This window comes from Escherichia sp. E4742, assembly GCF_005843885.1.
Taxonomy (GTDB): domain Bacteria; phylum Pseudomonadota; class Gammaproteobacteria; order Enterobacterales; family Enterobacteriaceae; genus Escherichia.
This window is the reverse complement of the sequence record NZ_CP040443.1, coordinates 2,991,371-3,013,442: the sequence shown is the minus strand read 5'-3', so window position 1 is coordinate 3,013,442 and position 22,072 is coordinate 2,991,371. Positions and strand designations below refer to the sequence as shown.

The following is a 22,072-nucleotide window of genomic DNA, read 5'->3' as shown; positions in this document are numbered from 1 at the left end:
CCTGTAATTAAATGACTTTGCGAAGATTTTCAGCAAATGCGGCGATCTGTTCTTCGCCGTCGCCTTCAATCACGATGCGCTGACGCTCGCGCTGTTTCGGTGCGGCAACCTGTTGTTCAGACCAGGCTTCCACGGTGTTAAAGCCGATATCCGCCGCCGACCATACCTGGACTGGCTTTTTCGCCGCGCCGAGAATGGCTTTCATCGAAGGAATTTGTGGGGAATTGATATCAGTAGAAACAGCAACAACCGCAGGCAGCGGAATGCTTAAGGTTTCTGTTTCATCTTCCAGTTCGCGCTCAACGGTGAGGGTATCTGCCGTCAGGGAGATAATTTTGCTGACGCCGTTTACTGCCGGAATATTGAGGATTTCGCCCACCAGCAGACTAACCTGCTGGGCATAAAGGTCAGAAGAACCGTCGCCGCACAGGATCAGATCAAAGCCAGCTTTCTGCGCCGCGGCAGCCAGTGCAGTCGCCGTTTGTTGCGGCAGTGCCTGCTCGAACTGGTCATCAATCACCACAATCAGTTCATCCGGGCCGCGCGATAGCACATCTTTACGCCCTTTGGCGTTGGTCAGGGCTTTACCGCCCACACTTAAGGCCGTCACCTGCGCCTCTGCCGCCTGCTGTTTTAACTGGCAAGCCGCTTCAATAGCGTTGAGATCGTATTGACTTATTTTCGCATCGGCTTTGCTGAGATCTAATGAACCATCAGCATTATTGATCGCAATATCCTGTTCATCAGGCACGCACTTATAGCAAGTAATAATCTTCATTGCATCTCCAGAAATCATGAAGGAAACGTCGTTCATATCGGTGGTGTTAATTACAGATATCACGTCCTTTAATTCGGGAATAAAACTTTAATCACCAATATTGAAAATGTCACACGCAGATAAATCCAACTTTCAATATTGTTAAGTTCCTCACCAATATTGAAAACACGGCGTAGAAAAAAGAAATTTTCAATATTGTTTTATAGATCACCAATATTGAAAGTCAGCTGCTGTTTTTTTACTCATAAATATCAATATCTCATTGATTAACAATGATTATCAACATCTAAATCCGCTATTTTCAACCAATAACAAAACGTGATAATCATCACAGAATGCAGCCAGTTGAATACCCATTATGAGTTAGCCATTAACGCGTCCACGAGGTTAATAATAATTATATTAAATGTTAACAAAAATAAAACAAACGGGAACGCCAAATAAATATTTATTTTTACAGTGGAATTAACTCATGACAAAAGAAAAGAGAAAAACGGGAATAGAACCGAAGGTGTTCTTTCCGCCATTAATAATCGTTGGCATACTTTGTTGGCTTACAGTCAGAGATCTGGATGCGGCGAATGTCGTTATTAATGCTGTATTCAGTTACGTCACCAATGTATGGGGATGGGCATTTGAATGGTATATGGTGGTGATGCTTTTCGGTTGGTTCTGGCTGGTATTTGGCCCGTATGCCAAAAAGCGTTTAGGTAACGAACCCCCTGAGTTCAGCACCGCCAGTTGGATCTTTATGATGTTCGCCTCCTGTACGTCTGCCGCCGTACTGTTCTGGGGGTCGATTGAGATCTACTACTACATCTCCACGCCGCCATTTGCTTTAGCGCCAAACTCTACTGGCGCGAAAGAACTGGGACTGGCCTACAGTTTGTTCCACTGGGGACCGCTACCGTGGGCCACTTACAGCTTCCTTTCCGTCGCCTTCGCGTACTTCTTCTTTGTCCGCAAAATGGATGTGATTCGCCCCAGCTCCACTCTGGTGCCACTGGTAGGTGAAAAACATGCCAAAGGCTTGTTTGGCACTATCGTCGATAACTTCTATCTGGTGGCGCTGATCTTCGCAATGGGTACCAGTCTGGGCCTTGCCACACCGCTGGTGACCGAGTGTATGCAGTATCTGTTTGGTATTCCGCATACCCTGCAACTGGACGCTATCATCATTACCTGCTGGATCATCCTCAACGCTATCTGCGTAGCCTGTGGTCTGCAAAAAGGGGTAAAAATCGCCAGCGATGTGCGCAGCTATTTGAGTTTCCTGATGCTTGGCTGGGTATTCATCGTCAGCGGCGCCAGCTTCATCATGAACTACTTCACCGACTCGGTGGGGATGTTGCTGATGTATCTGCCGCGCATGTTGTTCTATACCGATGCCGTTGGCAAAGGCGGCTTCCCGCAGGGCTGGACCGTGTTCTACTGGGCATGGTGGGTAATTTACGCCATCCAGATGAGTATCTTCCTGGCGCGTATTTCCCGTGGTCGTACCGTGCGTGAACTGTGCTTCGGTATGGTGATGGGGCTGACAGCATCCACCTGGATCCTGTGGACCGTGCTCGGCAGTAACACTCTGCTGTTGATGGATAAAAACATCATCAACATTCCAAACCTGATCGAACAGTACGGTGTGGCGCGCGCCATCATCGAAACCTGGGCCGCTCTGCCGCTCAGCACTGCCACCATGTGGGGCTTCTTCATTCTCTGCTTTATTGCCACCGTTACCCTGATTAACGCCTGCTCTTACACCCTGGCGATGTCCACCTGTCGCGAAGTGCGCGACGGTGAAGAACCGCCACTGCTGGTGCGTATCGGCTGGTCAGTGTTGGTTGGCATTATCGGTATTGTTCTGCTGGCGCTCGGCGGCCTGAAACCGATTCAAACCGCCATTATCGCCGGAGGATGCCCGCTGTTCTTCGTCAACATTATGGTGACGCTCTCCTTTATTAAAGACGCGAAACAGAACTGGAAAGATTAATTAACCCCCAAAATATCAAGAGGTTGAAAGATGGATTTTAATTTAAATGATGAGCAGGAACTGTTTGTCGCTGGTATCCGCGAACTGATGGCCAGCGAAAACTGGGAGGCCTATTTTGCCGAGTGCGATCGTGACAGCGTCTACCCGGAACGTTTTGTCAAAGCACTGGCGGATATGGATATCGACAGCCTGCTGATCCCGGAAGAGCACGGTGGTCTGGATGCGGGGTTTGTTACCCTCGCCGCCGTGTGGATGGAACTGGGTCGTTTGGGGGCACCAACCTACGTGCTATATCAGTTGCCGGGCGGGTTTAACACCATCCTGCGTGAAGGCACACAAGAGCAGATCGACAAGATTATGGCGTTCCGTGGCACGGGTAAGCAGATGTGGAACTCGGCGATTACTGAACCGGGGGCAGGCTCTGACGTAGGTAGCCTGAAAACGACTTATACCCGTAGAGATGGTAAGATTTATCTTAATGGTAGTAAGTGTTTTATTACCAGCAGCGCCTACACCCCGTACATCGTGGTGATGGCGCGCGACGGGGCTTCTCCGGACAAACCTGTCTACACCGAATGGTTTGTTGATATGAGCAAACCGGGCATCAAAGTGACCAAACTTGAAAAGCTCGGTCTGCGTATGGATAGCTGCTGTGAAATCACCTTTGACGACGTGGAACTGGACGAGAAAGACATGTTCGGTCGGGAAGGTAACGGCTTTAACCGCGTCAAAGAAGAGTTCGACCATGAACGTTTCCTGGTAGCCCTGACCAACTATGGTACGGCGATGTGCGCCTTTGAAGATGCGGCGCGCTACGCCAACCAACGTGTGCAGTTTGGCGAGGCAATTGGTCGTTTCCAGTTGATTCAGGAAAAATTCGCCCACATGGCGATCAAATTAAACTCCATGAAAAACATGCTGTATGAAGCAGCGTGGAAAGCAGACAACGGCACCATCACCTCTGGCGATGCTGCGATGTGCAAATACTTCTGCGCCAATGCGGCATTTGAAGTGGTGGATAGCGCAATGCAGGTGCTGGGCGGTGTCGGGATTGCGGGCAACCACCGCATCAGCCGCTTCTGGCGTGATCTACGTGTAGACCGCGTCTCCGGGGGATCTGACGAAATGCAGATCCTGACGCTGGGTCGTGCGGTGCTGAAGCAATACCGCTAAGTCCGTGCGCTGCCTGATGCGACGCTGTCGCGTCTTATCAGGCCTACGGGAGCACGAATGTAGGCCGGATAAGGCGTTTACGCCGCATCCGGCAGTCATGCGCTACATAAATTTTTCAGGAGCTAATAATGGATCATCTACCCATGCCTAAATTCGGGCCGCTGGCCGGATTGCGCGTTGTCTTCTCCGGTATCGAAATCGCCGGGCCGTTCGCCGGGCAAATGTTCGCAGAATGGGGCGCGGAAGTTATCTGGATCGAAAACGTCGCCTGGGCCGACACCATTCGCGTTCAACCGAACTACCCGCAGCTTTCCCGCCGCAATTTGCACGCCCTGTCGTTAAATATCTTCAAAGATGAAGGTCGCGAAGCGTTTCTGAAATTAATGGAAACCACCGATATCTTCATCGAAGCCAGTAAAGGCCCAGCCTTTGCCCGCCGTGGCATTACTGATGACGTCCTGTGGCAGCACAACCCGAAACTGGTTATCGCTCACTTGTCCGGTTTTGGTCAGTACGGCACCGAGGAGTACACCAACCTTCCGGCCTATAACACCATCGCCCAGGCCTTCAGTGGTTACCTGATTCAGAACGGTGATGTTGACCAGCCAATGCCTGCCTTCCCCTATACCGCTGACTACTTCTCCGGCCTGACCGCCACCACGGCGGCGCTGGCGGCACTGTATAAAGTGCGCGAAACCGGAAAAGGCGAAAGCATCGACATCGCCATGTATGAAGTGATGCTGCGCATGGGTCAGTACTTCATGATGGATTACTTCAACGGCGGCGAAATGTGCCCGCGTATGACCAAAGGGAAAGATCCCTACTACGCCGGTTGCGGTCTGTACAAATGCGCCGACGGCTACATCGTGATGGAACTGGTGGGTATTACTCAGATCGCAGAGTGCTTTAAAGATATTGGCCTTGCGCATCTGCTTGGTACGCCGGAAATCCCGGAAGGCACTCAGCTTATCCACCGTATCGAATGCCCTTACGGCCCGCTGGTTGAAGAGAAACTCGATGCCTGGCTGGCGGCACATACCATCGCAGAAGTTAAAGAACGCTTTGCCGAACTGAATATCGCCTGCGCCAAAGTGCTGACCGTACCGGAACTGGAAAGCAATCCACAGTACGTCGCTCGTGAATCCATCACCCAATGGCAAACGATGGATGGTCGCACCTGCAAAGGGCCAAACGTGATGCCGAAATTCAAAAATAACCCAGGCCAAATCTGGCGCGGAATGCCATCGCACGGCATGGACACGGCTGCCATTTTGAAAACTATCGGCTACAGCGAAAACGACATTCAGGAGTTGGTCAGCAAAGGTCTGGCCAAAGTTGAGGACTAAACGCGTGGCGCCAGTCGGCTTGCCTGACTAGCGCCCGCCCAATAACAAACGAACAAAATGGATAGAGGTGCAATGGATATCATTGGCGGACAACATCTACGTCAAATGTGGGACGATCTGGCGGACGTTTACGGTCATAAAACGGCGCTGATTTGTGAATCCAGCGGCGGAGTCGTTAACCGGTATAGTTATCTTGAGTTAAATCAGGAAATTAACCGCACGGCAAACCTGTTTTATACCCTGGGAATTCGCAAAGGCGACAAGGTTGCTCTACATCTCGACAACTGCCCGGAATTTATCTTTTGCTGGTTCGGGCTGGCAAAAATTGGCGCAATTATGGTGCCGATTAACGCCCGCCTGTTACGCGAAGAAAGCGTGTGGATCCTGCAAAATAGCCAGGCGTGCCTGCTGGTGACCAGTTCGCAATTCTATCCCATGTATCAACAGATTCAGCAGGAAGATGCCACGCAGTTGCGGCACATTTGCCTGACAGATGTGGAGCTTCCCGCTGATGATGGCGTGAGTTCGTTTACTCAACTGAAAAATCAACAACCTGCCACCTTGTGCTATGCACCGCCGCTATCGACCGACGATACGGCGGAAATTCTCTTTACCTCCGGCACCACCTCCCGACCGAAAGGGGTGGTGATTACCCATTACAATCTGCGCTTCGCCGGATATTACTCCGCCTGGCAGTGCGCCCTGCGTGACGATGACGTCTACCTGACGGTGATGCCTGCGTTTCATATCGACTGCCAGTGTACTGCGGCGATGGCGGCGTTTTCTGCCGGAGCCACCTTTGTGCTGGTCGAGAAATACAGCGCCCGCGCCTTCTGGGAACAGGTACAGAAGTACCGTGCCACCGTCACCGAATGTATTCCGATGATGATCCGTACGTTGATGGTGCAGCCGCCTTCTACGAACGATCGGCAACACTGTCTGCGGGAAGTGATGTTTTATCTCAACCTGTCGGAGCAGGAAAAAGACGCCTTTTGTGAACGCTTCGGCGTTCGCTTGCTGACCTCTTATGGGATGACGGAAACCATCGTCGGCATTATCGGCGATCGCCCCGGCGATAAGCGTCGCTGGCCGTCGATTGGTCGTGCAGGGTTTTGCTACGAAGCGGAGATCCGCGACGATCACAATCGTCCGCTCCCGGCGGGAGAGATCGGCGAAATTTGCATTAAAGGCGAACCAGGAAAAACCATCTTCAAAGAGTACTTTCTCAACCCGCAAGCCACAGCCAGAGTCCTGGAAGCCGATGGCTGGCTGCATACTGGCGATACAGGATACCGCGACGAAGAGGGCTTTTTTTACTTCGTCGATCGTCGCTGCAATATGATTAAACGCGGTGGGGAGAATGTCTCCTGCGTGGAGCTGGAAAATATTATCTCCGCCCATCCGAAAATTCAGGACATTGTGGTTGTTGGTATTAAAGATTCTATTCGCGATGAAGCCATTAAAGCGTTTGTGGTGCTGAATGAAGGTGAAATATTGAGCGAAGAGGAATTCTTCTACTTTTGCGAACAGAATATGGCGAAATTTAAAGTGCCCTCTTATCTGGAGATCAGAAAAGATCTGCCGCGTAATTGCTCGGGGAAAATAATCAGAAAGAATCTGAAATAAACATAATGGCAGGAAATTATCCTGTCAGACAATAATCACGCTCTAAAATAATATGCATTTTTTTGCAGGGCTGTTGTCGTCCCTGAAAAAGTAAAAATGGAGAAAAGGAATGAGTGAATCATTACATCTGACCCGCAATGGATCAATTCTGGAAATTACCCTTGATCGTCCCAAAGCCAATGCTATTGATGCAAAAACCAGCTTTGAGATGGGCGAAGTATTTCTAAATTTCCGTGACGATCCGCAATTACGTGTCGCCATTATTACCGGAGCCGGAGAGAAATTCTTTTCCGCAGGCTGGGATTTAAAAGCAGCAGCAGAAGGTGAAGCGCCGGATGCAGATTTCGGACCAGGCGGATTTGCTGGATTAACCGAAATTTTCAATCTGGATAAACCGGTCATCGCGGCCGTGAACGGCTACGCCTTTGGCGGCGGCTTTGAACTGGCGCTGGCGGCAGATTTTATTGTTTGTGCCGAGAACGCCAGCTTCGCCCTGCCGGAAGCAAAACTGGGTATTGTCCCGGACAGCGGCGGTGTGCTGCGTCTGCCGAAGATCCTGCCGCCTGCCATCGTCAATGAAATGGTGATGACTGGCAGACGAATGGGCGCAGAAGAGGCGCTGCGTTGGGGGGTAGTCAACCGCGTGGTTAGACAGACCGAACTGATGGATAACGCCCGCGAACTGGCGCAGCAGCTGGTTAACAGCGCCCCGCTGGCGATTGCGGCGCTGAAAGAGATCTATCGCACCACCAGCGAGATGCCGGTCGAAGAGGCATATCGCTATATTCGCAGCGGCGTGTTGAAACACTACCCATCGGTTCTGCATTCGGAAGATGCTATTGAAGGGCCGCTGGCGTTTGCCGAGAAGCGCGATCCGGTGTGGAAAGGGCGTTAACAACCGTGAGCTATTACGCCTTTGAGGGATTAATTCCGGTGGTTCACCCGACGGCGTTTGTCCATCCCAGTGCAGTATTGATTGGCGATGTGATTGTGGGGGCCGGAGTCTACATCGGCCCCCTCGCCTCTCTGCGTGGTGATTACGGGCGACTGATCGTGCAAGCGGGAGCCAATATTCAGGACGGCTGCATCATGCACGGCTACAGCGATACTGACACCATTGTCGGGGAAAACGGTCATATCGGTCATGGCGCTATCCTGCATGGCTGTGTGATCGGTCGTGATGCATTGGTTGGGATGAACAGCGTGATCATGGATGGCGCAGTCATTGGCGAAGAGAGCATTGTTGCCGCTATGAGCTTTGTCAAAGCGGGCTTTAGCGGCGAGAAACGCCAGTTGTTGATGGGCACGCCAGCCCGCGCTGTACGCAGTGTTAGTGACGACGAGTTACACTGGAAACGCTTGAATACCAAAGAGTATCAGGATCTGGTCGGTCGCAGCCATGCAGCGTTACATGAAACGCAACCGTTGAGGCAAACGGAGGAAAATCGCCCCCGTTTGCAGGGGACGACGGATGTAGCGCCGAAACGGTAACATCATCGGATGCGGCATAAACGCCTTATCCAACCCGGCTGGAGAGCAACCGTAGGCCGGATAAGATGCGCCAGCATCGCATCCGGCGACCAGGTCGCACGGTATCAACGAAATGACATTAACGACGCATACTCTTTGACAACATCATCTGCCACTTCTGCTCGCGGTTAAGTTCCGTGAGCGGAACGGCAGGAATACGCGGCGTCTTTCTTACGCCGACTAATTTATCCCGGCTGTTATTGCGCAGGCGCGCGTAAATTTGCTCATCGATATCGACCACTTTTACCAGTCGCTGGCACTGGCATCCCCGCCCTTCCAGCTTATTAGGGATCATCTTAACTTCGCAGCTTATTTCTGCGACTTCCGACAGAATATAAGTCAGGGTATTAACCGCCTTGCTGTGTTCAATATCGAAATGAATAGAGATCTCTCTTGCTATCACCCACCGGTTTTCAGCCATCATCCATTCGGCGATTAACAAATAGAGTGGTTTTTCAACACATCCTTCACACATACGAACTCCAGTTTCACAAATTAAAAGACTGGCTATGACTCGTTTTGCAGCAATTAAACAAGGCCATATTAAAATTGTGGATATATCGATAGTATGCAACCTAGCGAAGGATTAGTGTGAGCAAAATCCTGCTTACGCCATCAAAAATATGAATTCCAACAAAGTTTTGTCTTACAGGTAAAAAAACGGTTCTCATCAGAGAACCGTATTAGTTATTAGATCAAATTGGCGGATAAAAAATATCTGCCATAACACGCTATTATTTGATCTGCGCGTGCATTTCCTGCACCGAAATAACTTTTTCGGTCGCATCGGCATTCAGCGCCATCGCGGTAGCGAAACCGCCGTTCAGGGTGGTGTCGTAATGCACTTTATATTGCAGCGCGCTGCGACGAATCACGCGGGAGTCTTCAATCGCGCGACGACCTGACGTGGTGTTGATGATGTAGGTATATTCGCCATTCTTGATACGGTCCTGAATGTGCGGACGACCTTCATGCACCTTGTTCACCAGACGCGGATTAATGCCCGCTTCGCCCAGCACAATCGCCGTGCCGTGGGTCGCATCCAGCTCGAAGCCCTGTTTCAGCAGTTTTGCCGCCAGGTCCACCACACGTTCTTTATCGCCTTCGCGCACGGAGAGCAGCGCACGGCCTTGTTTCTTCATGGTGGAGTTACTGCCCAGCTGCGCTTTGGCAAATGCTTCAGCGAAGGTGCGACCGACACCCATCACTTCCCCGGTAGAGCGCATTTCTGGCCCTAACAGCGGGTCAACGCCGGGGAATTTGTTGAACGGCAGCACCACTTCTTTCACCGAGTAGTACGGCGGGATAACTTCTTTGGTTACGCCCTGCTCAGCCAGCGATTTGCCAGCCATCACACGCGCCGCCACTTTTGCCAGTGGTACACCGGTGGCTTTGGAAACGAACGGGACGGTACGCGCCGCACGAGGGTTAACTTCAATCAGGTAGACTTCGTTGTTTTTCACCGCAAACTGCACGTTCATCAGGCCGCGCACCTGCAATTCGAAGGCCAGTTTCTGCACCTGCTGGCGCATCACATCCTGAATTTCCTGACTTAAGGTGTACGCTGGCAGAGAACATGCGGAGTCGCCGGAGTGCACACCCGCCTGCTCAATATGCTCCATAATGCCGCCAATGAGCACCATTTCGCCGTCGCAGATGGCGTCCACGTCAACTTCTACCGCGTCATCCAGGAAGTGATCCAACAGCACTGGCGCATCGTTAGACACGCTCACCGCCGTCTGGAAGTAGCGGCGCAGGTCGGCTTCGTCGTAGACGATTTCCATCGCCCGACCACCGAGAACGTAAGACGGGCGCACCACCAGCGGGTAGCCAATCTCTTTTGCCTTCTCAACCGCCATTTCAATAGCGGTAACGGTGGCGTTCGCCGGTTGTTTCAGTTTCAGACGGTCAACCGCATGCTGGAAACGTTCACGGTCTTCCGCACGGTCGATAGCATCCGGGCTGGTGCCGATAACCGGTACACCAGCGGCTTCCAGTGCGCGCGCCAGTTTCAGCGGGGTCTGACCGCCGTACTGAACGATAACGCCTTTCGGCTTCTCAATACGCACAATTTCCAGCACATCTTCCAGGGTTACCGGCTCGAAGTAGAGACGGTCTGAAGTGTCGTAGTCGGTGGAGACGGTTTCCGGGTTACAGTTAACCATAATGGTTTCGTAACCGTCTTCGCGCAGCGCCAGTGAGGCGTGTACGCAGCAGTAGTCGAATTCGATACCCTGACCGATACGGTTCGGGCCGCCGCCGAGCACCATGATTTTTTCACGGTCGGTAGACGGATTTGCTTCGCACTCTTCTTCATAAGTGGAGTACATGTAAGCGGTGTCGGTGGCAAATTCTGCCGCACAGGTATCCACGCGCTTGTAAACCGGGTGCAGATCATACTGATCGCGCAGCTTGCGGATTTCCGCTTCGCGTACACCTGCCAGTTTTGCCAGACGCGCATCGGCAAAGCCTTTGCGTTTCAGCTGGCGCAGGAAGTCAGCGTTCAGGCCAGTGATGCCCACTTCTGCCACTTTCTCTTCCAGACGTACCAGCTCTTCAATCTGTACCAGGAACCAGCGGTCAATGTTGGTCAGGTTAAAGACGCCGTCTACAGACAGGCCCGCACGGAAGGCATCGGCGATATACCAGATACGCTCTGCGCCTGCATCTTTCAGTTCGCGGCGGATTTTGGTCAGCGCTTCCGGGTCATCGAGGCTGACTTTCGGGTCAAAGCCAGTCGCACCGACTTCCAGGCCGCGCAGCGCTTTTTGCAGGGACTCCTGCTGCGTGCGACCAATCGCCATCACTTCGCCAACCGATTTCATCTGAGTGGTCAGACGGTCGTTCGCACCAGCGAATTTCTCGAAGTTGAAGCGAGGAATTTTGGTGACCACGTAGTCGATGGACGGCTCAAAGGAGGCCGGAGTACGCCCGCCGGTGATGTCGTTCATCAGCTCGTCGAGGGTGTAACCCACCGCCAGTTTTGCCGCCACTTTAGCAATCGGGAAGCCGGTCGCTTTCGACGCCAGCGCCGAAGAACGCGACACGCGCGGGTTCATTTCGATAACAATCAGACGACCGTTTTTCGGGTTCACCGCAAACTGAACGTTGGAACCGCCGGTTTCAACGCCGATTTCACGCAGTACCGCCATCGAGGCGTTACGCATGATTTGATATTCTTTGTCAGTCAGCGTTTGGGCTGGCGCGACAGTGATGGAGTCACCGGTGTGGATGCCCATTGCATCGAAGTTTTCGATAGAGCAGACGATGATGCAGTTGTCGTTTTTATCACGCACCACTTCCATCTCGTACTCTTTCCAGCCGATCAGCGACTCATCAATCAGCAGCTCTTTGGTTGGGGAGAGATCCAGACCGCGGGCGCAGATTTCTTCAAACTCTTCGCGGTTATAAGCGATACCGCCACCGCTACCGCCCATGGTAAAGGATGGGCGAATAATACACGGGAAGCCCACGTCAGCGGCAACCGCCAGCGCTTCTTCCATCGTGTGTGCAATACCGGAACGTGCAGTTTCCAGACCGATTTTCTTCATCGCTACGTCGAAACGGCGGCGATCTTCTGCTTTATCAATCGCATCGGCAGTGGCACCAATCATGGTGACGCCGAACTCTTCCAGCACGCCCTGACGCTCAAGCTCCAGCGCGCAGTTCAACGCCGTCTGACCGCCCATCGTTGGCAGCACTGCGTCCGGGCGCTCTTTTTCAATAATCTTGCGTACCACTTCCCAGTGAATCGGCTCGATGTAGGTCGCATCAGCCATTTCCGGGTCGGTCATGATGGTCGCTGGGTTGGAGTTCACCAGAATGACGCGGTAACCTTCTTCGCGCAGGGCTTTACATGCTTGCGCGCCAGAGTAATCAAACTCACACGCCTGACCGATAACAATCGGGCCCGCACCCAGAATCAGGATACTTTTTATATCTGTACGTTTTGGCATGGCTCTTTTACTCCTGATTACTTAGCGGTTTTACGGTACTGCTCAATTAACTCGATAAAGTGGTCGAACAACGGCGCTGCGTCGTGTGGACCTGGGCTGGCTTCAGGATGCCCCTGGAAGCTGAACGCCGGTTTATCGGTGCGATGAATCCCCTGTAACGTACCGTCGAACAGGGATTTATGTGTAACACGCAGGTTTGCAGGTAATGTTGCTTCGTCCACCGCAAAACCGTGGTTCTGGGCGGTGATCATCACCACGTTTTTCTCCACATCTTTAACCGGATGGTTGCCGCCGTGGTGACCAAATTTCATTTTGATGGTCTTCGCACCGCTCGCCAGCGCCAGCAGCTGATGGCCGAGGCAGATGCCGAATACCGGGATGTCGGTTTCGAGGAATTTCTGGATGGCGGTAATGGCGTAATCACACGGGGCCGGGTCGCCAGGACCGTTGGAGAGGAAGATGCCGTCCGGATTCATTTTCAGCACATCTTCAGCAGATGTTTGCGCCGGAACGATGGTCAGGCGACAGCCTCTGTCCACCAGCATCCGCAGGATGTTGCGCTTGGCACCAAAATCGTAAGCCACGACGTGGAACGGCAGCTCGTCTTCTTTTTTCGCTTCTGGCAGGCCGCCGGTCAGCGTCCAGCTCCCTTGTGTCCAGCTATAGGCTTCTGCGGTAGTCACTTCTTTTGCCAGATCCATACCATTGAGGCCTGGGAACGCGCGGGCTTTTTCTAATGCCAGCGCCGCATCCGGGTTATCGCCCGCGATAATGCAGCCATTCTGTGCGCCTTTCTCGCGCAGTAAACGCGTCAGCTTACGGGTGTCGATATCGGCAATCGCCACGATGTTATGGCGCTTCAGGTAAGAAGAGAGGTCTTCGGTGTTGCGGAAGTTGCTGGCAATCAGCGGCAGGTCGCGAATCACCAGACCTTGTGCATGTACCTGAGAGGATTCTTCATCGGCGTCATTAGTGCCGACATTGCCAATATGGGGATAAGTAAGAGTAACGATTTGACGAGAATAGGAAGGATCAGTGAGGATTTCTTGATAACCGGTCATTGAAGTATTGAAAACGACTTCCCCAACCGCCGAACCTGTTGCCCCTATGGCCCGACCGTGAAACTGGGTTCCGTCTTCCAGAACCAATAGCGCTGACTTAATCAAAACACCCTCCAGAGAATATTCACTCACTTTATTTGCATATTAATTCACAGTGATGACGTAAATCAATGCAAATCTGCTTACCGACGAATTTCTGGCAAACGGCGGCATTCTGGATATAAGTGCGCTAAAAGTCAACTTAATGGCGGGATTTTTTATGTTATTTTATGGCTCATGTATGTTTTAATCGCATTAACCGACAAAAAGATCATCTAACCAGTTCTGGAAAACGCTTGCGCAGCAAGAAGATTGCACAAAACCAAAATCCTTAGAAAAAAGTGGACCAGATGGTCAAAATTTACATTAAAACAACAAAAACAGGCAACTAAACTTTAGTTTTTAGCCATTTTTTAATTACCAACAAACGAAACAAGAAAAATAAAAGGGCTAAAAATTAAAGCCCTTTATAATCAATATATTAAATGTGTTATTTTTGCATCAATACAAATGTTTTGTGGTTATAATCTATTGAGTTCAAGGACATCTCGCATATCAAAAAGACCACTTTCCTTGCCATTTAGCCACAATGCCGATCTTACCGCACCGTTAGCAAATGTCATGCGGCTGGACGCCTTATGGGTAATCTCCAGACGTTCGCCGATATCGGCAAACATGGCGGTATGTTCACCCACGATGTCACCCGCACGTACAGTGGCAAAACCAATGGTGCCAGGGACACGTTCACCAGTATGGCCTTCACGACTGTAGACCGCGCAATCTTTCAGGTCTTTATCAAGAGCGTGGGCAATCGCCTCCCCCATTGCCAGCGCAGTGCCTGACGGCGCATCCACTTTATGTCGATGATGTGCTTCGATAATTTCGATGTCAGTGTAGTCACCCATTACCTGAGTGGCTTTCTCCAGCAGCTTAAGCATGACGTTAACGCCAACGCTAAAATTGGCGGCAAAGACAATCGCAATATCTGTGGCAGCGTCACGAATCGCTTGTTTGCCAGCGTCATCAAAACCCGTTGTACCAATCACCATCCCTTTGCCATGCTGGCGACAAAAAGCGAGATGGTTCAGCGTACCTTCCGGACGGGTAAAATCGATAAACACATCAAAATCATCTTTTACCGCGTCGAGGCTGCTTTGCACGGTAACGCCTGTTTTTCCGACTCCGGCCAGTTCACCAGCATCGCTGCCCAGTAAAGAAGATCCTTCGCGCTCCAGCGCCGCGCCCAGCTGCACGCCTTCTAATGCCAGCGCCGCCTGAATCAACTGGCGGCCCATACGCCCCCCGGCTCCCGCGATGGCAACGCGGATGTTTGCATCATGCATAGCTATTCTCTTTTGTTAATTTGCATAGACCGTTTTCAGAGTAACCAGCGCATCGCTACGCCGCCAGCCAAAAACGCTGATAATTAGAAATTAATGATAAACAGGGAGGGATATCAGTGAAAGGCATGAGTCAATGAATGACTGCATGCCGATAACATGTGACAGGTTACGACGCCAGAGCCAGCACTTCCGCCACCCACTGCTGGAAGCCTTTCACATCCAGATCCAGTGCCACCTGCACGTTTGCAGGTTTACTCAAGCAACCGTCGATATCAACAACCGTAGTACCTGAGGTAAATTCGCCCTGCGTTTCTACCGCGACAAAACACGGCTTGAGAGTGAATAAGTCCGGGCGCACCAGCCAGGCGATAGCGCAGAGATCGTGCATTCGCAGGCCGCTTTGCATACTGCCGCTACGGTAGTGGCTAAACAGTGCATGAAGCATTTTTCCGGTGCGATTCAACTCCGGCAATGTAGCAAGATAATCAGGAGTTAACACCGCCTGATTGGTAACATCCAGACCGCACATGACGATTTCGATGCCACTACGGAAGACACATGCAGCCGCTTCAGGATCGGCAGCGATATTAAACTCGGCGTTTGGTGTGCAGTTGCCGCGACCGGCAGACCCCCCATGATCACCAGACGGCGAATATGCGGTTTGCATTCCGGGCATTGTGAAAGTAACAGCGCAATATTGGTTAACGGGCCGATGGCTACCAGAGTAACAGGCTCAGGCGCACGCAGCAGGGCATCACGAATCGCCAGAAATGCGGGTTTGTCCAGTGGGCTTCTGTTGTGCTCGACAAAGTCGTAGCCAGCCATTCCCGATTCACCATGCACAGATGCTGCGTTACGCGGTGCGCGCACCAGCGGCACGGCGGCTCCCTGGGCAAGCGGAATCTCCGCATTCCAGAAATGCAGCAGTTGCAGGGCGTTGCGGGTAGTTTTCTCAACCGAGACATTACCCGCGACAGTGGTCATCAGTTGCAGGTCGAGCTCGGGGGCAAAAATCGCGGCGGCAATGGCGACGGCATCGTCAATGCCTGGGTCAGTATCGAGGAAAATAGGTAAACGCATGTTTTCTCCATAAAAAATGCCGGTAACAAGACCGGCATTTTCGCATAACTTAGGCTGCTAATGACTTAATCGACTTCACGAATATCGACACGCAACTCTTTCGGCACTTCGAAAACGATGTTTTCTTCACGGCCTTCCAGCGGGATGGCTTCGCCACCGCCAAGCTGCTGTAAACGTGCGACTACGTTCTGTACCAGAATATCCGGAGCTGATGCGCCAGCAGTCACACCGACGCATTTCGCCTCTTTCACCCACTCTTCCTGGATATCTGTCGCATCGTCAATCAAAAACGCGCGCTTGCCCATACGCTGGGCCAGTTCCGCCAGACGGTTGGAGTTGGAGGAGTTTTTCGATCCTACCACCAGTACCACTTCCGCCTGTTCTGCCAGAGCGCGTACCGCTTCCTGACGGTTAGTGGTGGCGTAGCAGATGTCATCTTTGCGCGGACCGACAATTTTCGGGAAGCGTTTACGCAGTGCGTCGATGACATCAGACGTGTCATCCACCGATAGCGTGGTCTGGGTCATAAAGGAGAGTTTCTCTTCGTTTTTGACCGTCAGTTTCCACACATCGTCCGGCGATTCGACCAGATACATTCCCCCTTCCGGGTTACTGTACTGGCCCATCGTACCTTCCACTTCCGGATGCCCGGCGTGGCCGATGAGAATCGACTCTTCGCCACGACGGCTGGCGCGCGCGACTTCCATATGCACTTTGGTCACCAGCGGACAGGTCGCGTCAAATACCGTCAAATCGCGACTTTTCGCTTCATTGCGGACTGCCTGGGAAACACCATGTGCGGAGAAAATCAGGATCGCGCCGTCCGGCACTTCGCTGATCTGCTCAATAAAGATAGCCCCACGCTCGCGCAGGCTATCGACCACGTAGCGGTTATGTACCACTTCGTGACGGACATAAATCGGTGCGCCGTAAATGGCCAGCGCGTTTTCAACAATGCTGATAGCGCGGTCTACCCCGGCACAAAAACCACGCGGGTTGGCCAACAGGATCTGCATGTTACGCCTCCAGTGCCGGATCGATTTCCAGCACTTCAATATCAAAATGAACGGTCTGCCCGGCCAGCGGATGGTTGAAATCAACGGTAATGGAGTCGCCGTTAATTTCGCGGATCACGCCAGGCATCTCACTGCCATCCATTGCGGTAAAAAGCATAATTGCGCCAATTTCTGGCTCGCCTGCATCCATAAACTCACGGCGGGAGAAGTACTGAATCAGGTCCGGTGACGGCACGCCAAACGCCGCATCAGGCTCCAGCGAGAAGGTGGTTTTATCGCCCACTTTCAGCCCCAGCAGGTGTTGCTCCAGCCCTTCGGAAAGAGAAGCATCGCCCAGGCGGAACAGCGCCGGTTTACCGTTGTTGCGGGTAGACTCGGCGGTGGTGCCATCGTCGAGTTTTAGCGTGAAGTGCACCAGGACGGCGCTATTGCTCTGTACAGATTCAGACATGCAGGTTTGCTCTTGTATTTGAGGATTTTTGCCGGATGCGGCGTAAACGCCTTATCCGGCAGGGTTTATTATTGTTTTTTCGCTTTAGAAGGCAAAAAACCTTCCAGCACAATCAGTGCCGCACCGACACAGATTGCAGTATCGGCAAGGTTGAAGGTGGCGAAGTGCCAGTCGCCGACGTAGAAGTCGATCATATCGACCACAAAGCCGTGCCACAGACGGTCGAACAGGTTGCCCAGCGCGCCGCCAATAATCAGCGCGTAAGCGATATTGTTTAGCTTTTGCGTAGCCTTCGAGCGATACATCATCACCGTCAGGATCACACTAATACCAATCGCAATACCGGCAAAGAACCAACGCTGCCAGCCGCCGCTATCGGCAAGGAAGCTAAACGCCGCGCCATAGTTACGCGCATAATGCAGATTAAGCGACGGGAACAGCGGGACCGTATCCCCCAGAGCAAAGTTCTGGAGGATCAGGTATTTGCTGCCCAGATCGATAATCAGCACGACCACCACCAGCCACAGCCAGCGTAGCCCTGTTGAACAGATCGATTGACTCATCAGGCAAACTTACGTTTTTCACCGTCACCGGCGACGTTGCTGACACAGCGGCCGCAGATTTCTGCGTGTTCCGCCACCTTGCCGACATCCTGGGTGTAGTGCCAGCAGCGTGGGCACTTCTCACCTTCGGCTTTACCCAACGCGACTTTCAGCCCTTTGAGTACTTCGCTCTGCTGAGCATCAGCAGGTGCGTCGTTATAGTCTGCAACGGTAGCGCCGGAGGTCAACAGGACAAATCGTAATTCATCGCCCAGCGCGGTCAGTTTCGCCGCCAGTTCCGATTCTGCATACAGCGTCACTGCCGCTTCCAGCGAGCCGCCCACTTTCTTGTCGGCACGCGCTTGCTCAATGACTTTGTTCACTTCGCCACGCACTTTCAACAGCTCGTCCCAGAACGCATCGTTCATCGCTTCACTGTCTGCCAGACCAAACAGACCTTCGTACCACTCACCGGTGAAGACGTATTTTTCACGTTCGCCCGGCAGGTAGCCCCACACTTCATCAGCGGTGAAGGAGAGGATTGGTGCCATCCAGCGCACCAGCGCTTCTGCGATATGATACAGCGCAGTCTGGCAGCTACGACGCGCCACGCTGTCCGCTTTGGCGGTGTACTGACGGTCTTTGATGATGTCGAGGTAGAAGGACCCCATCTCAACGGAGCAGAAGCGCATCAGACGCTGTACCACTTCGTGGAAATCGTATGCTTCGTACGCCTTGAGGATGTCTTCCTGTGCCGCTTTCGCACAACCTACGGCCCATCTGTCCAGTACCACCATCTCTTCCGGTTTCACCATATCTTTTGCCGGATCGAAACCATTGAGGTTTGCCAGCAGGAAGCGTGCGGTGTTACGGATACGACGATAGCTGTCGGCAGCACGTTTCAGGATCTCGTCAGAAACGGCCATTTCACCGGTGTAATCAGTTGATGCCACCCACAGACGCAGAATATCCGCGCCCAGTTTGTTCATCACATCCTGCGGCGAAACGGTGTTGCCGATGGATTTAGACATCTTGCGACCCTGACCATCCACGGTAAAGCCGTGGGTCAGTACCTGACGATACGGCGCTTTGCCTTTCATCGCGGTGGAGATCATCAGGGAAGACATGAACCAGCCGCGGTGCTGGTCAGAACCTTCCAGATACATGTCCGCGGCGTGACCGGCAAATTCCGGGCGCACATCAACAACAGAAGAGTGGGTAGAGCCGGAGTCAAACCATACGTCCAGCGTATCCGGCACCTTCACATACTGGTCAGCTTCGTCGCCCAGGATCTCTTTCGCATCGAGATCCCACCACGCCTGGATGCCGTCAACTTCAACGCGTTTTGCCACTTCTTCCATCAGTTCAAGGGTACGCGGATGCAGCTCTTCCGTGTCTTTATGCACGAACAGTGACATCGGTACGCCCCAGGTGCGCTGACGGGAGATACACCAGTCAGGACGGTTAGCGACCATCGACTCGATACGCGCCTGGCCCCAATCCGGGATCCACTGCACGCCTTTGATCTCTTTCAGTGACTGCGCACGCAGACCTTTCTGATCCATGCTGACGAACCACTGCGGCGTCGCGCGGAAGATGATCGGCGTTTTGTGACGCCAGCAGCACGGATAGCTGTGCTGCATTTTCTCAACGTGCAGCAGCGCGCCTTTTTCCTGCAGCAGCGCAACGACGATGTCATTCGCTTTGAAGACGTTCACGCCATCCAGCGTCGGGTAAGTGCCCGGCAGATAAGTGCCGTCCGGGCCAACCGGGTTAGCGGTTTCCAGACCGTATTTCTGACCGATCACATAGTCGTCAGGACCGTGGCCTGGCGCGGTGTGAACGGCACCGGTACCAGCATCCAGCGTAACGTGATCGCCAAGGATTGCCGGAACGTCGAAGCCCATAAACGGATGGGTAAAGCGCAGCAGCTCAAGCTCCGCACCTTTTACCGTGCCGAGAATGGTGTAATCGGTCACGCCGATACGCTGCATTACGCTTTCAACCAGATCTTTCGCCAGAATCACGGCCTGACCGTCAATCTGTACCAGCGCATAGTCGAAGTCTGGTGCAATAGAGATTGCACGGTTCGCAGGCAGAGTCCACGGCGTAGTGGTCCAGATAACCAGCGAAATTGAGCCGTTAACATTGCTGACGCCAAATTTTGCTTTCAATGCATCCTGATCGACCGCCTGGAAAGCAACGTCGATGGACGGAGAAGTTTTGTCGTAATACTCAACTTCCGCTTCCGCCAGTGCAGAACGGCAGTCAACGCACCAGTGTACCGGCTTCGCGCCTTTGTGCAGGTGACCGTTGCCGATGATTTTGCCCAGCGCACGGATGATGTTGGCTTCAGTTTTGAAGTCCATGGTCAGGTACGGGTGCGACCAGTCGCCCAATACGCCCAGACGGATAAAGTCTTTGCGCTGACCGTCAACCTGGGTAGCAGCATATTCGCGGCACTTTGCGCGGAACTCAGCAGCGGTGAATTTCTCACCCGGCTTACCGTATTCCTGCTCTACTTTCAGCTCGATCGGCAGACCGTGGCAGTCCCAGCCAGGCACATACGGCGAGTCATAACCGGAAAGTCCTTTGGACTTGATGATTATGTCTTTCAGAATCTTGTTAACCGAGTGACCAATATGAATGCTGCCATTCGCATATGGAGGGCCATCATGCAGAATGAAGGTTTTTTTGCCTTTTTTAGCCGCACGAATGATGCCGTACAGGTCATCATCAGTCCAACGCGCCAGCATTCCCGGTTCGCGTTTGGCGAGATCGCCACGCATCGGGAACCCTGTTTCCGGCAAATTCAGGGTTGATTTATAGTCACTCATCAGATTCTCGGTTCCGTATTTCGGTTTGATTACATAACAGGCTTAAGCCGGTTTTGTTAGCCCAAAAAATTCGCGGGCGGTTAATTCATCACGCGCAATCTGCGCTTTTAGTTCGTCCAGCGACGCAAATCGCTGCTCACTGCGTATTTTTTTACGCAGCACTACTTGTATATGGCGACCGTAAAGGTCCATTGCAACATCTAACAAATGCACTTCCAGCTGCTGGCGGATACCTGCAACCGTTGGGCGCGTACCGATGTTTGCAACGCCGGGTAACGGCTTTTCACCGAGGCCCAGCACTTCCACCGCATAAACCCCTTTCACCGGGGAAACCTGACGGCGTAGCGGTACATTCGCCGTCGGGAAACCTATAGTGCGCCCTAATTCATCACCGTGGACCACACGTCCGGAGATGGCAAACGGGTGCCCCAGTAAACTTTCTGCCAGAGCCAGATTATCGTCTGCCAGTGCCTGACGCACAGCGGTGCTGCTGATACGCACGCCACCTTCGCAAAAAGTTTGCGTACTGGTAATGTCAAAGCCGTATTCCACGCCAGCTTTCTGTAATAACAAGAAATCGCCTTCACGACCAGCGCCAAAGCGGAAATCGTCACCCACGGCGAGAAATTTTACCCGCAAATGATTCACCAGTAGATCGCTGATGAAGTTTTGCGCAGTCAGCGCCGCAAAGCGCCTGTCGAAACGCACGCACAGCACGTAATCTACGCCACACTCTGCAAGGTAACGCAGTTTTTCCCGCAGTCGGGTCAGTCTTGCCGGGGCTTTATCGGTAGAAAACAGTTCCAGTGGTTGAGGTTCAAAAAGCATCACCATCACCGGTAAGTTTCGCCTGCGCCCTTCTTCCTGCAAGCCCTGTAACAACGCGCGATGACCGCGATGCACGCCGTCGAAATTACCAATAGTCAGCACACACCCTTCTTGCGGGGCCTGGCTGAGATTATGTATGCCGCGTATCAGCTTCATGTCTGGCTCAAAACAGTGAAAATCGTCCGAGTATACCTTGTACAGCGGTCAAGGTTAACCGGCGATTGAGTACCGAAATCAGAAAGAAGTGGCTTTTCATTGCCATGGCGCAAATCACGGGCAGAAACTCACGGCCTGATGCAATTTTTATCGCGGAAAAGCTGTATTCACACCCCGCAAGCTGGTAGAATCCTGCGCCATCACTACGTAACGAGCGTCGGCACATTAACGGCGCTTATTTGCACAAATCCATTGACAAAAGAAGGCTAAAAGGGCATATTCCTCGGCCTTTGAATTGTCCATATAGAACACATTTGGGAGTT

General features: G+C 52.5%; 17 protein-coding genes and 1 pseudogene. 6 read left to right on the top strand and 12 right to left on the bottom strand.

Going from position 1 to position 22,072, the window contains the following annotated elements:
• Positions 1–7: 7 nt before the first annotated feature.
• A complete protein-coding gene (locus FEM44_RS14700) occupies positions 8–778 on the bottom strand; it encodes an electron transfer flavoprotein FixA (protein ID WP_135523752.1) in 771 nt (256 codons plus the stop codon).
• A gap of 472 nt (positions 779–1,250) precedes the next feature.
• Here FEM44_RS14700 and caiT point away from each other — a divergent pair, with 472 nt between their 5' ends.
• The 6 genes from caiT (at position 1,251) to caiE (ending at position 8,401) form a co-directional block, all read left to right on the top strand.
• A complete protein-coding gene (gene caiT / locus FEM44_RS14695) occupies positions 1,251–2,765 on the top strand; it encodes an L-carnitine/gamma-butyrobetaine antiporter (protein WP_135523751.1) in 1,515 nt (504 codons plus the stop codon).
• A gap of 30 nt (positions 2,766–2,795) precedes the next feature.
• Positions 2,796–3,938, top strand: coding sequence for a crotonobetainyl-CoA dehydrogenase (gene caiA / locus FEM44_RS14690; RefSeq protein WP_130217474.1), 1,143 nt, complete (start codon positions 2,796–2,798; stop codon positions 3,936–3,938).
• A gap of 128 nt (positions 3,939–4,066) precedes the next feature.
• Positions 4,067–5,284, top strand: coding sequence for an L-carnitine CoA-transferase (gene caiB / locus FEM44_RS14685; RefSeq protein WP_135523750.1), 1,218 nt, complete (start codon positions 4,067–4,069; stop codon positions 5,282–5,284).
• 72 nt (positions 5,285–5,356) lie between these two features.
• Entirely contained in the window at positions 5,357–6,910 is a 1,554-nt protein-coding gene (gene caiC / locus FEM44_RS14680; RefSeq protein ID WP_135523749.1) for a crotonobetaine/carnitine-CoA ligase, read from the top strand.
• A 109-nt stretch (positions 6,911–7,019) separates the two neighbouring features.
• Complete coding sequence (gene caiD, locus FEM44_RS14675) at positions 7,020–7,805, top strand: crotonobetainyl-CoA hydratase (RefSeq protein ID WP_135523748.1); 786 nt, start codon at positions 7,020–7,022, stop codon at positions 7,803–7,805.
• A 5-nt stretch (positions 7,806–7,810) separates the two neighbouring features.
• On the top strand, positions 7,811–8,401 hold the full coding sequence (gene caiE / locus FEM44_RS14670; RefSeq protein ID WP_135523747.1) for a carnitine operon protein CaiE: 591 nt from the start codon (positions 7,811–7,813) through the stop codon (positions 8,399–8,401).
• A gap of 118 nt (positions 8,402–8,519) precedes the next feature.
• Here caiE and caiF read toward each other — a convergent pair whose 3' ends face one another.
• The 11 genes and pseudogenes from caiF to FEM44_RS14615 form a co-directional block, all read right to left on the bottom strand.
• Positions 8,520–8,915 (bottom strand): carnitine metabolism transcriptional regulator CaiF, encoded by a 396-nt coding sequence (caiF, locus tag FEM44_RS14665; protein ID WP_130204845.1) that lies wholly within the window; start codon positions 8,913–8,915, stop codon positions 8,520–8,522.
• 259 nt (positions 8,916–9,174) lie between these two features.
• Positions 9,175–12,396, bottom strand: a complete 3,222-nt coding sequence (gene carB / locus FEM44_RS14660) for a carbamoyl-phosphate synthase large subunit (protein ID WP_130259612.1) — start codon at positions 12,394–12,396, stop codon at positions 9,175–9,177.
• 17 nt (positions 12,397–12,413) lie between these two features.
• Positions 12,414–13,562 carry a glutamine-hydrolyzing carbamoyl-phosphate synthase small subunit gene (carA, locus tag FEM44_RS14655; RefSeq protein WP_001589662.1) on the bottom strand — a complete coding sequence of 383 codons (1,149 nt, stop codon included), beginning with the start codon at positions 13,560–13,562 and terminating at the stop codon, positions 12,414–12,416.
• Between the two features lie 455 nt (positions 13,563–14,017).
• Entirely contained in the window at positions 14,018–14,839 is an 822-nt protein-coding gene (dapB, locus tag FEM44_RS14650) for a 4-hydroxy-tetrahydrodipicolinate reductase (protein ID WP_135523746.1), read from the bottom strand.
• Between the two features lie 166 nt (positions 14,840–15,005).
• Positions 15,006–15,919: pseudogene (gene rihC, locus FEM44_RS14645) on the bottom strand (ribonucleoside hydrolase RihC).
• Between the two features lie 65 nt (positions 15,920–15,984).
• Positions 15,985–16,935 (bottom strand): 4-hydroxy-3-methylbut-2-enyl diphosphate reductase, encoded by a 951-nt coding sequence (gene ispH / locus FEM44_RS14640; RefSeq protein ID WP_001166403.1) that lies wholly within the window; start codon positions 16,933–16,935, stop codon positions 15,985–15,987.
• Between the two features lies 1 nt (position 16,936).
• Positions 16,937–17,386, bottom strand: coding sequence for an FKBP-type peptidyl-prolyl cis-trans isomerase (gene fkpB / locus FEM44_RS14635; RefSeq protein WP_000004655.1), 450 nt, complete (start codon positions 17,384–17,386; stop codon positions 16,937–16,939).
• A gap of 68 nt (positions 17,387–17,454) precedes the next feature.
• A complete protein-coding gene (gene lspA, locus FEM44_RS14630) occupies positions 17,455–17,949 on the bottom strand; it encodes a signal peptidase II (protein WP_000083379.1) in 495 nt (164 codons plus the stop codon).
• Positions 17,949–20,765 (bottom strand): isoleucine--tRNA ligase, encoded by a 2,817-nt coding sequence (ileS, locus tag FEM44_RS14625; RefSeq protein ID WP_135523745.1) that lies wholly within the window; start codon positions 20,763–20,765, stop codon positions 17,949–17,951. Before ileS ends, lspA begins: the two co-directional genes overlap by 1 nt.
• A 42-nt stretch (positions 20,766–20,807) precedes the next feature.
• Positions 20,808–21,749 carry a bifunctional riboflavin kinase/FAD synthetase gene (ribF, locus tag FEM44_RS14620; RefSeq protein ID WP_135523744.1) on the bottom strand — a complete coding sequence of 314 codons (942 nt, stop codon included), beginning with the start codon at positions 21,747–21,749 and terminating at the stop codon, positions 20,808–20,810.
• Between the two features lie 7 nt (positions 21,750–21,756).
• Positions 21,757–21,975 carry a DUF2575 family protein gene (locus FEM44_RS14615; protein ID WP_064525381.1) on the bottom strand — a complete coding sequence of 73 codons (219 nt, stop codon included), beginning with the start codon at positions 21,973–21,975 and terminating at the stop codon, positions 21,757–21,759.
• Between the last annotated feature and the right edge of the window lie 97 nt (positions 21,976–22,072).

Coding starts and splice junctions, on each gene's coding strand:
- FEM44_RS14700 (WP_135523752.1), bottom strand. CDS start 778: ATGAAGATTATTACTTGCTATAAGTGCGTGCCTGATGAACAGGATATT.
- caiT (WP_135523751.1), top strand. CDS start 1,251: ATGACAAAAGAAAAGAGAAAAACGGGAATAGAACCGAAGGTGTTCTTT.
- caiA (WP_130217474.1), top strand. CDS start 2,796: ATGGATTTTAATTTAAATGATGAGCAGGAACTGTTTGTCGCTGGTATC.
- caiB (WP_135523750.1), top strand. CDS start 4,067: ATGGATCATCTACCCATGCCTAAATTCGGGCCGCTGGCCGGATTGCGC.
- caiC (WP_135523749.1), top strand. CDS start 5,357: ATGGATATCATTGGCGGACAACATCTACGTCAAATGTGGGACGATCTG.
- caiD (WP_135523748.1), top strand. CDS start 7,020: ATGAGTGAATCATTACATCTGACCCGCAATGGATCAATTCTGGAAATT.
- caiF (WP_130204845.1), bottom strand. CDS start 8,915: ATGTGTGAAGGATGTGTTGAAAAACCACTCTATTTGTTAATCGCCGAA.
- carB (WP_130259612.1), bottom strand. CDS start 12,396: ATGCCAAAACGTACAGATATAAAAAGTATCCTGATTCTGGGTGCGGGC.
- dapB (WP_135523746.1), bottom strand. CDS start 14,839: ATGCATGATGCAAACATCCGCGTTGCCATCGCGGGAGCCGGGGGGCGT.
- ispH (WP_001166403.1), bottom strand. CDS start 16,935: ATGCAGATCCTGTTGGCCAACCCGCGTGGTTTTTGTGCCGGGGTAGAC.
- fkpB (WP_000004655.1), bottom strand. CDS start 17,386: ATGTCTGAATCTGTACAGAGCAATAGCGCCGTCCTGGTGCACTTCACG.
- lspA (WP_000083379.1), bottom strand. CDS start 17,949: ATGAGTCAATCGATCTGTTCAACAGGGCTACGCTGGCTGTGGCTGGTG.
- ileS (WP_135523745.1), bottom strand. CDS start 20,765: ATGAGTGACTATAAATCAACCCTGAATTTGCCGGAAACAGGGTTCCCG.
- ribF (WP_135523744.1), bottom strand. CDS start 21,749: ATGAAGCTGATACGCGGCATACATAATCTCAGCCAGGCCCCGCAAGAA.
- FEM44_RS14615 (WP_064525381.1), bottom strand. CDS start 21,975: ATGTGCCGACGCTCGTTACGTAGTGATGGCGCAGGATTCTACCAGCTT.